We start from the raw sequence: 13,290 nt of genomic DNA on the forward strand, positions 1-13,290 counted from the left end.
TGCAATAACCTGCCTATTCAACTAAAAATCATCTTGAAAAGACAATATTGTGGCGCGTTTAGGTAGAGAAGAGTTTGTATTTTTTACCTAATAACAGCAAAGTGCGCGCAAACATAGCAGAGCGATTGCGTCAAGCCGTTGAGTCTATAAATACGTAAACTATTGGATTTATAATAACTCCTATTGGCATTGCAACTTGGTCTGAGCATAGTAACGAAATAGACCAAGTTTACAAATGTGCTGACAAAGTACTTTACCATGTTAATAATATGGTAGTGATAAGTGCATTGTTGCTGATTAAAAATGTGTTTCGATAGGTGAGTAATCAATTGCAACTTCTACATTGCTCACTGAGCTATAGTTGTTTAGATCTTTAGATAATCCTGCAATATCAACATCCTTTTCAACAAGTAATGTGTAATTGTGAGCTGTCGACTTAACTAACTCATAATTATTTTTTAACTCATCAGGCAAAGAATCGGTATTTAATGTAATGGTAAGAGTACCTGTTACTACACCTTTTTGCTTTAAGTTCTGATTATAAATAACGTCGCCTTTAAATAACTGCTCAGAGTTAAAAATAAGCTTATCACCAGATGAATTTATGCTTTTAGATGCTTTTTTCATAATACCTTGACTGCTTTCTTTTTTAGGGAAAATAGTGTCAGTTTTCTGGTTCTTAGATGGTTCTTTTATAATGATTTCTGCTGTTTTAGGTAGCGCCTGAGAGTTGTTAACCTCTGTTTTTTCACTGTTATTACATGCAGATAGTAATAAAGCTGCAATTATTGGCACTGAACTTGTAAAAATTATTTTTTGCATTCGTTTACCTTTGTTTACTTTTCTCTAAATTTAAAGCTATTCAGCTTCATTCAAGTATGTATATTAACAACTTAACTATGCGTTTACATAAAATAATCAATTAAAAAACATTAAGTGTTTTAATATAATAAATACAAACAGGTGGATACATGTCTCAATTTAAATTAACAACTATTGCCATGGTTGTAGCATCAACATTAGCAGCAGGTGAGCTAACCGCCGCTGAACAAACTCGATTTTATGATGTAAGTGCTACAAATGCAGTTACTCAGGGTACTTCTTTAGCTGCTGTTCAGCAGAGAACCTTAGCCGAACGCGCCACTGTATCGGGTCAAAAATCTATTTACGATGCACAAATGGGTAAAGCAACATTTTTATGGCAAGCAATAGGTCAGCGTAAGCCTGACATGGCTTTAATCGCAGCTGATAACCGTAATCAATATGCTGCTGACTTTTATATTGAAACTTTAACAGGTATTAGTAATCGTAAAACAACAGCATCTTCTGCTGTTATGGTTGATTTATCAGAGCAAAAACGTGGTTCTATTAGTGCTAAATATAAACAACAAGTAAACGGTGTAGAAGTTTTTAACCGCGAATACAACTTGTTAATGGATAAAGAGTACAACCTAGTAGCAAGCTCGGGTTATTTTGCTGATACGTCGTCATCTAAAAATAAACTTGCTGCATTAACGGGTTTTGTAAGCTCTGAGCAAAGTATAAAAAAAGCATTTAGTGAATTAGCAAATATTGATGTCTCACTTCGTAAAATTGGTAATGAAGGTGGATATGCAAAATATGAGGCTAAATCATTAGATGACTCTAAGATTGTTTTAGGTACACCACGTGCAAAAGAAGTGTTTTTTGAAGTTGCAGGCGAGCTTAAATCTGCTTACTACATTGAAGTAGAAGTAGCAGAAGTTGGCTCTTTAGAAAGTGACTACTTTAGTTATGTAGTAGATTCGAATAACAGCAAAGTATATTTTGCGAAAGATTTGAAATCTCATGCAGCTGACTTTAATTACCGTGTTTACGCTAACCAAGATGGCTACCCAATGGAAAGCCCGCACGGTGACGTAATTCCTGCAGATGGCCCAGGGCAAGTAGACGAGACTGAGATTTTAGACGCGCCAATGGTATCTCTATCTTACTACAGTAAACTAAGCACAATGGACCCATGGTTAGCTGATGATGCAACGACAACATCAGGTAATAACGTATTTGCTTACGCAGATGTGGTTGCACCTCAAGACTTTAGTGAAGGTGACTTTACTGCTGAAACAACAGCAGACTTCACATTTGACTACCCTTATAAAGTAGATGAAGTTGCAAATAGCTACGCAAACCGTAAAGCGGCTATTGTTAACTTGTTTTATATGAATAACTTTTTACATGATTTTTTCTATGATCATGGTTTTGATGAAACGTCAAATGTAGCTCAAGTATCTAACTTTGGTCGTGGCGGCGTAGAAGGTGACCCGATTGAAGCACAGGCTCAAGATAACTCAGGTCGTAATAACGCAAATATGTCTACGCCAGCTGATGGTGCTAGCCCACGTATGCAAATGTACTTGTACAACAGTAAAGATGCCGTTGTTGGTGTAGATTTTGGTATTACTGTAACTTCACATGACTCTTTAGGCCTTTTAGCTTCAACAAAAGAATCTGGCTTTGGTAAATACCAATTCAGTGATGTGGCTGCAGAAGTTGTTCGTTTAGATGATGGAAATACAGTAGATTCAACAAGCGTGAATGATGGTTGTGAGCCTGCTATAAATGCAGCTGAACTAGCGGGTAAAATTGCAATTGTAGACCGTGGCTCATGCTCATTTACAATTAAAGTAAAAAATGCACAAGATGCAGGTGCAATAGCAACTATCGTTGTTAATAATGACCCAGATACGGCAGAACCGGCACCAATGGGCGGTGAAGACGATACTGTAACTATTCCAAATATGGGTTTAAATTACGCTGATGGTCATGCAATGTATGACCTAATTGATGCTCGTGAAGTTGTTACTGTAAACATGTTTACCAAAGCAACATTAAAAGATGGTACGTTTGATAATGGTATTATTGCTCATGAATGGGGTCACTACATTAGTAACCGCTTAGTCGGTAATTCATCAGGCCTTATTAACTTCCAAGGCCGCGCAATGGGCGAAGGCTGGGGCGATTTCCACTCATTAATGTTTATCGCTAAAGAAAGCGATATAAATATCACAGGTAACGATAAGTTCCAAAAAGCATATGGTAGCGGCACATTTGTAGAAGACTTCTACTTCGGTATTCGTCGTCTTCCTTATTCAACTGATACAGATGTAAATGCATTATCGTTCCGACATATTACTGAAAATGCTGGTGCTGATATTGGTATTTCACCAACAAGCGTGGCTTCTCCTCATGCTGCCGGCGAAATTTGGGCAACTGTATTATGGGAAAACTACGTAACGCTTATTAACGAGCATGGCTTTAATGAAGCACAAACTCGAATGGCAGATTACTTAGTTGCAGGTTACAAATTAACACCTATAGCACCAACCTACACTGAAGCACGTGATGCTATTTTAGCTGCTGCCTATGCAGTAGACCCTGCTGATTACAAGTTAATGGTAGGCGCATTTGCTAAACGTGGTATGGGTCTTGGCGCAGTATCGCCAGATCGTTTCAGTGAAGACCTTACTGGTGTAGTTGAATCAGATAAAACACAGCTTTCTAGCTATGCTTTTGCAAGTGCTGACTTAAACAACATGTACAATGGTACAGAGCTTGGTTTTTGTACTAACGACAATATTTTAGATAAAGGCGAAACGAGTACGGTTAGCGTAACAATTACTAACCGTGGTAGTGAAGTACTTAGTGGTACAACAGCACAACTGACAGTTATAAGCGATCATGATGTAACATTTGAAAATGATGGCCTACTTACTTTTGGTGAAGTTCAACCGTACGAAGCAATAACAAGTAACGATATTAAAGTTACTTTGAACGAAGCGGGTACAGCTGAAACACTAGAAATTGAAGTCACATTCCCTGAAATTGAAACGGATGATGATATCGTTGAAGCGCTTGATCAAACACTTACGTTTGAAGTAAATATGGGCTTTAAATCAGAAACGCCTGTTGGAGCTGTAGTTTCAGATGATATGGAAGTAGCAAGTTCATCACTATTAGATTTAAAAGAAAACGTAATGTTTGGTGGTGATTTAGCTGCTGGCACTCAAGTAATGGATAATAGTAGTAATATTGCATTCTTTGAACAAGGTGGCTTTGGGCTAGGCACACAAGCAATGCGCCTTGTAAATAATGGCTTCCAATCGGATGTAGCAGTAGAGAGCAAGTCATTCGAAGTCGGTTACTCTGGCGACTTTGAAATTTCATTCTGGCATTTCTATAGTATCGAGGAAAACTGGGATGGTGGTGTTGTAGAAGTTAGTGTTAATGGTGGTGACTGGGTTGATGCTACTGAAATTGGCGGCACATTTGATGTTGGCTATGACGCTGTTCTAATCGAAAACGATTCTCAAGAGCTTCAAGAACGTGAAACATACACAGGTAATAACGTACAAGATAGTGGCGCGTATGGTAATTATGAAACTATCAACTTTGGTGATGCTCTAAACGGCAACTTAGTAAAAGTACGTTTTAGAATTTCATCAGATGGCGCAGTAAGTGATTTAGGTTGGTGGATTGATAACCTAACTATGTCTAACGTTTTATCTCCTGTATTTTCAGAACTTGTAGCGGGTGATTCACTAGCATGTGATAACGCAGCTCCACTTGTTTTAGTCGAAAGTGCATCAGCGGAAATTACTGAATCTGCTACAGGAACAATTACAGCAACAGCGTCAGATCGCAATGGTCAAACACTAACTTATGCTTGGACTCAGGTTAGCGGTAGTGATGCTACGCTCACTGGTACTGATACAGCAACTTTGAGCTTCACACCTGCAGCTATTACTGCAGATGAAGAGCTTGTTTTTGAAGTTGCCGTAAGTGATGGTGTAACAACTGTGACTCAACAAAGTACTATAATGGTAAAAAATGAAGCGGTAGCAACAGTGCCTGTAACAGAAGCAAAATCTAGCGGTGGTGGTAGTTTTGGCTTTATAGCTTTATTACTTACTCCATTAGTATGGTTTAATAGACGTCGTAAAAACGTTAGTAAATAAGTTTAAATAACATCCCGTCGTCTCTAAACACATGACGGCTTTAATGAAAGGCCAGTAGCTTTTGCTTCTGGCCTTTTTTATAAATTTAGTGTGATGTTTTTAGTCCTGACCTCATATTAACTTTTTCATGGCCATACACTTTGACTTATCTATTAGTCATATTGCCTTTTTATACGACATCAACAACTTATATCTTAAAGCTTAATAAACAACCTCGGTGCGTTCACTTAGTTGGCTAGAGTTTTACTGATTAAAGGATAAAAAATGGCAATGCTGGAATATATTATTTATCACGCCATACCCTAACGCATAGTCGCTAAATTGAACAAACCAACTTAATTAAAAACACTTAAACGGGTATAATGCTTAACTTCGTATAATACGCGCTGAATTTTAGTGCTTTGGAATGCAGCTTTGCTATATAAATTACTACCCGCTTTAAATTTAAGATTTCTTATATTGCTACTCGCATTCTCTGCAGCACTGAGCACATTGGTAGGGAGTTTTTATTCTACCTATCAGGTTCAAAAAGAGCAGTTAACATCATATACGCTAAAAAGTAATTTAGCCTATGCACAAAAATTAGCCTCCGCAACTGATAACTTTTTAAAGTCTGCGCTTCAGCAGCTTGAATACTCAGCTAAAATTATTGAGCAATCACCAAATAACTCCAAATTATTAGACGATGAAGCCATTCGTTTAAATCATCAAACGGATAGCTTTAACTCTGTTGTGATTAATTTACATGGTGTAGTTGCAGCGACGTCGCCTCACTTTGAAAGTTTAATAGGCCAACAAATACAGTCTCCAGGAGCAATAGAAGCACTAAAAGAGAAACGCCCATTAATTAGTGAGCCTTATTTATCGGCAGCTGATAATTTAATTGTTTTTATTTCGCACCCGCTATTTGATTCTGAAGATAAGTATTTAGGTTATATTGGGGGCTCTCTTTATTTAAAAGAGAAAAATATTTTAAATGAGCTTTTAGAACAACATTACTACAAAGGTGGTTCGTACCTTTATGTTGTTAGCTCAAATAAACGCATTTTATATCACCCAGAACCTGCCAGAATCGGCAACGTTATTGCTAACAATGCTGTGATTGACGCTGTTATAGATGGCGAAATAGGCACTTCAACGGTTATTAATAGCTTAAATAAGCCGATGCTCGCAGGCTACGCACCCATTACTTTATCTAAATGGGGAATAGTGGCGCAAAGACCATTAGAATCAACGCTCTCTTCGCTAGATACATTAACTATTGAAGTCATTGAACAAACAATACCTATGGCATTAGTCACATTTATTTTTATTGGTTTATTTGCACATTTTATAGCAAGGCCGCTAAAGCGATTAGCCGATAACGCAAATACACTCGATGATCCAAAAAGCTTAGAAAAACTTAAAAGCGTGAAGTCGTGGTATTTTGAAAGTCAAAAACTGAAGTTAGCGATGTTAAGAGAGGTTACTTTATTACAAGCACAAATAGGTGTGCTACGCCATGACTCACAAACAGATCCCTTAACAGATACGCACAACAGAAGAAGCTTAAACGGCCTACTTAACCAGCTTATGCTAAAGCAAACCCCATTCGCTATATTAGAAATTGATATCGACTTTTTTAAACGTGTTAACGATACTTTTGGACATGATAAAGGCGACGAAACTTTAGTTTCGCTAACAAATATAATTAAAAAACTATCAAGAAGAGACGACATAGTATCAAGAATCGGCGGTGAAGAATTTGTTCTTGTGCTACCAAATGAAAACAGCCAAAGTGCCTATAAAATAGCAGAGCGTTTACGTAAAACAGTAGAATCGACAGAAATAAACACCATAGGAACAATCACTATTTCTATAGGTATTGCAACCTGGCCTGAGCATAGTACTGATATTGCCCAAGTATATAAATGTGCCGATAAGGCGCTATACCATGCTAAAGAGCATGGTCGTAACCGATGCGTAGTGGCCGATATTAGCTAACCACAGCTTAACTAAGTAATACTCTGTATTACCTTAAATTGATAAATACTTTACACAGAGTGCATGAGTTTATTGAGCCAGCCATCTGCTTTTGATGGCTTGTAAATCATTGCTATGCCTTTGCTATAGTGACTGTTAACCCCCTTTACAGTTAGTTTAGTAAACCCTAAATCGTCAATAACAAAATTTGGTAAATACGCTAATCCCAAAGCAGTTTTACTACCAAACTAACTTTTTAAAACCCGTTATATGTTGAAAAATCACGACTAATAAAACACAAAAATGCATTTTCATTAGTAAAACTAACGCAGCAACAAGGCTTGGTAATTCATAAAATACAAAGTAAACCAAGCTATGCCTCGTTAAGCTTAGTGCCGCTTACTAGGGGGAAGTATAACGAGTGCGACAGCCCAATAAATACAACACTTGCAAGTAAGCTAACGGCATGTTTTAAAAACGCCCACAGCTATTTAGAAACCCAAGACTTTGCGATTAATAATTTATAAATAACGGCGATTTTAGCTTTAAAAGTGCTGTTTATATAAAGTGTTAATTGGCATTAAGTATGTAGAAGTGTACCTGAGTATACTCACCATTAAGTAATTTGACTTGAGTAAATATGTGGCAATAAACGCTGCATACCCATGCAGCGTTTATTGCCATTTGTTTAGCCCTAATTAAAACTGATAGCTTACCCTTGCTGAAAAGTTACGCCCAGGTTGGGTGTATTGGCTAAAATCAGCACTTTGCGATTGACCTGCAATCAACTCAAAAGGTACATATTCTTTATCGAGCAAGTTAAGTACACCTACATTTAGCTGCCACGCTTGCCATTCGTAGTTTGCGTATAAATCAACAACGCCGTAGCCATGCCCTTGCGTAGTTTTATCATCGTTTGCATCAAGTACTACATCCGATTGCGATTTAGCTAAACGCAACGCAGCGGTCCAGTTAATATTACCCAGCTCTGTACTTAACAATATTGAGCCATTTAACGGGCTAATACTGGTAAGTGGCTGATCGGTTTCTTTGTTTTCACCATCAACGTAGGCCACGTTTGCCTCAAGTAGTATATTTTCAGCGACATACATGGCAATTCCGGCTTCTACACCGCTTATTTGTGTTTCGCTAATATTTTGATATTGATACAAAGTTTTGTTTACGCCAGGAATGTACGTTGGCTCAACACCCACCACTGCGGTTTCTATAAAATCATCGAATGCTGCATAAAAAGCACTTAAGTTTACGCTAATATCGCTGCTTGCGTACCTAAGCCCAAGCTCAAATGAGTCGCTGCTTTCTGGGTCTAAATCGGCGTTTGGTAATATTTGATAAAACGGCTCAACACCGTGGCTTTGATAGGCTTGGTCGTGTGGTGGTATTTTAAAGCCTCGTACGTATTGCCCGTACAACGATAAGTTATCATCCACTTGGTATATAACACCTAGCTTAGGCGAAAAAGCAGATTCGGTAATATCATCAAGCTGCGCATCGGCATATAGCTCATCACTTTTAGCTTCTAGGGTGTAGTAATCATATCGCACGCCTGCAATAACCGACCATGCGCTGTTTTTAAACGAAATACTGTCTTGCACATAAGCGCCAATTAAAGAGGTGTCAGCCCCCGGAAACGCTTTTTGTTTTTGGTCTGTAAAATCAACCATGCCATCGGCTAAAACACGTGTTTTTAAACGTGGGCGGGTGGTATCGTATAAATCGATATCAACTCCGTATACCACTTCGTGATCGGTGGTTTCTCCTTTAAGCCCTTTATTAAATACTGCTTTTAAACCTAAAATATTTTGCTCAAAACGATAGTCGTTATAATCGGTGTAGGTGCTTGCGCCACTAATTGCATCGCTTTGTTGCTCGTAACTACTATAAGACACTTGCCCGTACCATTTATCAAACGCAGCTGTAGCTACTTCTGAATGATAATCTAGCGCCAGTGACCAACTAGTGTCGTCTTCCTCGGTTTCTTGAACCGTGGGGGTTATTACTTGCTCAATTGTTTGATTAAAATAATCAAGGGTGTATTTAAGTGTGCGTTTTTCATCAAGCTGTTGTTCAAATTTAACTAATAAAGCGTCCGACTTTGCATCATAACCGGGTAAGTTTTCGTCGTAATTTTGTACTTCTTCGCTGTCGCGATGGCTATAAACTGCGCTTACTGCAAAGTCGCCTAAGTCTTTTGCACCGGTAATATCAGCAGCAATTTGGTTACTTTGACCTTGATACCCCAGTGCCATTTTTACATAGCTGCTGTTATCTTTTAGATAATCGCTTGGATCTTTAGTGGTTATAACCACAATGCCACCGAGTGCGTCAGAGCCATATAAAGACGATGCAGCACCTTTGGCTACTTCTACTTGTTTTACGCCTGCTACATCAAAGTAATTGCGGCCAACTAAATAGCCCCCTCCGCCTGCATAACCATCGTTGGTGCGTCGGCCATCTTTTATAAATACAACACGGTTACCACCAACACCACGTACAGTAAGTGTTTGCGCGCCTGCACCACTGCCTGTGGTTGCAATGCTTGAATCGTATTTAAACATGGTTTGTAAATCTACAGCTAGCTGGCGCTCTATATCTTGCTCGGTAATAACCGTTACTGAGCCAGTTACATCTTTAAGCTTTTGCTCAAACCGCGAGCCACTCACAACAATATGATCGTCAATTATGTTTTCGGCAAATGCAGTGCCCGATCCGAGTAATAAGGTTGCTATAGCAGTAAATTTAAATGTAGAGGGGTTCACTTTAACTCCAAATGATAATAGTTATTATTTATGGCGAGGATGTTACAACTAAGTCAAATTAAGATCAATTAATTATGATAATCATTTTCATTTAGATTTAACTAGTTATAATAGCCGAAAAATAAAAGCCGGAGTTTGTAATGAAATACCTATTTATATTGTTTGCTTTAGTCGCTCAACCTGCACTTGCACAGGAGCGCGTTATTAGTGCTGGCGGCACCCTTACAGAAATAATTTATGCACTGGGCAAACAAAGTACCCTTGTAGCGGTTGATCAATCGAGCATGTACCCGCAGCAAGCTACGCAATTACCACAAGTGGGTTATTACCGCGATTTAGCGGCAGAAGGCGTACTTTCAATGCGCCCAACCACCTTATTAGCGCTTGAAGGCGCAGGGCGAAGCCAAGCACTTAAACAAATTAAGGCAACAGGGGTTAAGCTAATTCATTATAAAAAGCCCACCTCAGTTAATGAGCTACTTGATCTAATTAAACGCCTTGGTACCGATTTAGACGCCAAGCAAAAAGCGCAATCACTTATTACGCACATTACAAACTCATTACCTGAAAAAGCAAAACAACAAACGCACAGTGCACTATTTTTACTCTCAGCTAATGAGCGCGGGCTTGTTGCCGCAGGGCAAGAAACCGTCCCTAATTTATTATTTAGCTATGCGGGCATTACTAATATAGGCGCTACACATTCAGGCTTTAAAGTAATTAATACCGAAGTACTTGCTGTAAATCAGCCTGACTTTTTAGTTGCGCCAAAGCATGTTGTACAAAGCATTGGCGGCAAGCAGGCTTTTTGTAAGCAACCTACACTACGCTTATTAAAAGCGGCGCAAAGCTGTAACTTACTTGTTATGGATAGCCTGCTTTCGCTTGGCATGTCGCCACGTATTACCACAGCAATTAATGAGCTTAACGAGTATAAAACCCGCTTATGAACACCCTAACATTGAGCCGCTTTGTGCCTATAACACTTAGCCAAACTCATAAATGGATGCTATTAGCCTCTATTTGTATTTTTGCTTTGGCGCTACTAAGCATTGGGTACGGCCCTGCAGGATGGGATTGGCGTTTAGCTATTGCTTGGCTTGCGCCCGAGTACTTTAATCAGTTTGATGCACTGCAAATAAATGTCGTAATGCAAATACGTTTGCCGCGTTTTGTGCTTGCTGTATTAGTAGGGTTGGTACTTGCCCAAACAGGGGCGGCAACCCAAGCGCTTTGCCGTAACCCGCTGGCAGACCCATCTATTATTGGCATTAGTGCAGGTGCGGCAATGGTTGCAGTGGCGTTTATTGCACTTAGCGCGCAGTTTAATTTTAACGCTCAGTTGTATTTACCTTATGCGTCGTTTTTAGGGGCGCTTGGTGTTACCTCGCTGGTATATTTTATTGCCAAGCAGCAGGGGCAAATTAATATCACCACACTTATATTGGTAGGAGTCGCTATTAACGCGTTAGCATTCGCTGTTATTGGGCTACTGAGTTTTTTTGCCGACGATAGCGCACTACGATTAATAAATTATTGGACCATGGGCTCATTAGGCGGAGCAAGCTGGAGCACGATTATTCAAGCTGCGCCGTTACTGTTTATAAGCCTAATTGGCCTGTGGCGGTTAAAAAACCCCATGAACTTACTCCTTATTGGCGAGTCACAAGCTCAGTACCTAGGAGTAGACACTAATAAGCTTAAATTGTATGTCATTATACTCGTTGCATTAGGGGTAGGTGCGGTTGTAGCGCTTACCGGTTTAATAGGGTTTGTTGGCTTGGTAGTCCCGCATATTGCCCGCTTAATGGTGGGGCCGCATTTACGTAATATGCTGCCGCTTTGTATGCTAATTGGCGTAGTGGTATTGCTACTTTCTGACTGGCTAGCACGCATTGTGATCATGCCATCAGAGCTACCCATTGGCATTATTACTGCGTTATTGGGTGCGCCATTGTTTATTTATTTAATAGTGAAAAATAAGCGAGGTTGGTCATGATCACGTTTAACAACCTAAGCGTTGGCTTTGATAATCACAGCGTTTTAAACGCTATTGATGGCAGCGCTAAACAAGGGCAACTTGTAGCACTACTTGGTGAAAATGGCGCAGGTAAATCTACCTTGCTGCATACCTTAGCAGGTATGCACTCCTTTACAGGCAGTGTACTTTTTAATGCTAAGCCGCTGGCTGCTCACGCTAAAAAAAGCCTAGCCACACAGCGCGCAGTTATGATGCAAGCTAACCACGTAGGGTTTGATTTTAATGTATTTGAGCTTATTGCAATGGGCCGCTACCCGTATGTAGAGTCATTAAAAATGCAAAGCGAAAAAGTACATAAATACGCCGCTATTATGGATTTAAACCAGTATTTAACTCGCCACGTAAGTGCGCTTTCGGGCGGAGAGCAACAACGAGTGCATATGGCGCGTACTTTAGCGCAGCTCGATGCCTTTACACAATCGGCCGAGCCAAAACTAATGCTGCTCGACGAGCCTACATCAGCACTTGATATGCGCCACCAACATGCTTTGCTCAGCTGCGTTAAAGCGTTTGTAGAGCAGGGTAACAGCGCCATTATTGCAATACACGATCTAAATTTAGCCAGCCTGTATGCAACCGATGCTATTTTACTGCACAACAAAAAAGTGTTGCAAAGTGGGCCTATAAACACCGTATTAACAGAACAAAACTTACAACAAATGTACGCCATGAAACTGCACGTAAACCTTCATCCTTATAACGATGCACCCATGGTTTTTTCTCAACGTCAGGAGTTTTTATGAGAGAGCAAGCATTAAACGATGCACGCACCTTGGTTTACAAAACCAATGCGGGTGTCATGTCGACTATTTCTAATAATTTACGCGGCTACCCGTTTGGCTCAGTAACCCCCTATATGTGCGACGAACAAGGCCGTGTTTACTTTTTTATTAGCGATATAGCCCAGCACACTAAAAATCTAAAGCACGACTCACGTATGAGCCTTACCGTATTTGACGCCGCCGACAGTGGCGATCAAAACGAGCACGGCCGCGTAACGCTCGTAGGTGATGGCTCTGTTGTGCCAAGTGAGCAAGCACACACTTTACTTGATAACTATATTGCCCTATACCCCGAAGCCGCTAGCTATCGCAATGCGCACGACTTTCAATTATGGCAATTAGACGTAATTCGTGTGCGTTACATTGGCGGTTTTGGCAAAATATTTTGGCTTGAGCAAAACGAATGGCAATACGAGGCAAAAAACTGGGATGAAAACCAGCAGCAAAGCATGATAAGTCACATGAACGATGACCATCAAGATGCTATGTCGCTCATATTAATGCAGCACTACAGCGTAGCTGATAACACCCCAATAATGAGCGGCCTATTACCCACTGGTTTTTATATACAAAGCCAAAAGCGTAATTACTTTATTAACTTTAATACCCAGTGCAACAGCCCGTTAGAGGTTCGTAAAGCGCTGGTTGCGCTAACCAATCAAGCCCGAAATAACTAAACTAAATACATGACGACATAGTTAACCTGAGCCCTGGTTAAGAGATTCACTAAC

9 protein-coding genes are annotated in these 13,290 nt (G+C 39.8%); 7 read left to right on the top strand and 2 right to left on the bottom strand.

Translation table 11 applies throughout. The features are described from left to right. Positions 1 to 297: 297 nt before the first annotated feature. Positions 298 to 822: a hypothetical protein gene (locus I6E72_RS08360; RefSeq protein WP_007583632.1), complete on the bottom strand. Its 525-nt coding sequence runs from the start codon at positions 820 to 822 to the stop codon at positions 298 to 300. A 149-nt stretch (positions 823 to 971) separates the two neighbouring features. On the opposite strand from I6E72_RS08360, the gene I6E72_RS08365 reads away from it, so the two are divergent. From I6E72_RS08365 to I6E72_RS08375, 3 genes are all read left to right on the top strand, one after another. Continuing rightward, the gene (locus tag I6E72_RS08365; protein ID WP_197111840.1) at positions 972 to 4,994 is read left to right on the top strand and encodes a rhombosortase-dependent M36 family metallopeptidase; all 4,023 of its coding nucleotides are present in this window, start codon (positions 972 to 974) and stop codon (positions 4,992 to 4,994) included. Positions 4,995 to 5,453: 459 nt separating this feature from the next. After that, positions 5,454 to 6,977 (top strand): sensor domain-containing diguanylate cyclase, encoded by a 1,524-nt coding sequence (locus I6E72_RS08370; RefSeq protein WP_197111842.1) that lies wholly within the window; start codon positions 5,454 to 5,456, stop codon positions 6,975 to 6,977. 320 nt (positions 6,978 to 7,297) lie between these two features. Further along, positions 7,298 to 7,483 carry a hypothetical protein gene (locus I6E72_RS08375; RefSeq protein ID WP_197111844.1) on the top strand — a complete coding sequence of 62 codons (186 nt, stop codon included), beginning with the start codon at positions 7,298 to 7,300 and terminating at the stop codon, positions 7,481 to 7,483. Positions 7,484 to 7,654: 171 nt separating this feature from the next. Here the strand turns inward: I6E72_RS08375 and I6E72_RS08380 are convergent, their stop codons facing one another. Continuing rightward, positions 7,655 to 9,736, bottom strand: a complete 2,082-nt coding sequence (locus I6E72_RS08380) for a TonB-dependent hemoglobin/transferrin/lactoferrin family receptor (protein WP_197111847.1) — start codon at positions 9,734 to 9,736, stop codon at positions 7,655 to 7,657. Between the two features lie 140 nt (positions 9,737 to 9,876). On the opposite strand from I6E72_RS08380, the gene I6E72_RS08385 reads away from it, so the two are divergent. Genes I6E72_RS08385 through I6E72_RS08400 form a run of 4 tightly spaced genes read left to right on the top strand, consistent with a single transcriptional unit; the run spans position 9,877 to position 13,236 of the window. After that, the gene (locus I6E72_RS08385; protein ID WP_197111848.1) at positions 9,877 to 10,686 is read left to right on the top strand and encodes a heme/hemin ABC transporter substrate-binding protein; all 810 of its coding nucleotides are present in this window, start codon (positions 9,877 to 9,879) and stop codon (positions 10,684 to 10,686) included. Further along, entirely contained in the window at positions 10,683 to 11,735 is a 1,053-nt protein-coding gene (locus I6E72_RS08390; RefSeq protein ID WP_169044030.1) for a FecCD family ABC transporter permease, read from the top strand. Before I6E72_RS08385 ends, I6E72_RS08390 begins: the two co-directional genes overlap by 4 nt. After that, complete coding sequence (locus I6E72_RS08395; RefSeq protein ID WP_197111850.1) at positions 11,732 to 12,520, top strand: ATP-binding cassette domain-containing protein; 789 nt, start codon at positions 11,732 to 11,734, stop codon at positions 12,518 to 12,520. Before I6E72_RS08390 ends, I6E72_RS08395 begins: the two co-directional genes overlap by 4 nt. After that, positions 12,517 to 13,236: a HugZ family pyridoxamine 5'-phosphate oxidase gene (locus tag I6E72_RS08400; RefSeq protein ID WP_197111853.1), complete on the top strand. Its 720-nt coding sequence runs from the start codon at positions 12,517 to 12,519 to the stop codon at positions 13,234 to 13,236. The genes I6E72_RS08395 and I6E72_RS08400 overlap by 4 nt, the downstream gene beginning before the upstream one ends. The last annotated feature ends 54 nt before the right edge of the window (positions 13,237 to 13,290 follow it).

It is taken from the genome of Pseudoalteromonas sp. NSLLW24 (assembly GCF_015864725.1).
Taxonomy (GTDB): Bacteria; Pseudomonadota; Gammaproteobacteria; order Enterobacterales; family Alteromonadaceae; genus Pseudoalteromonas; species Pseudoalteromonas arctica.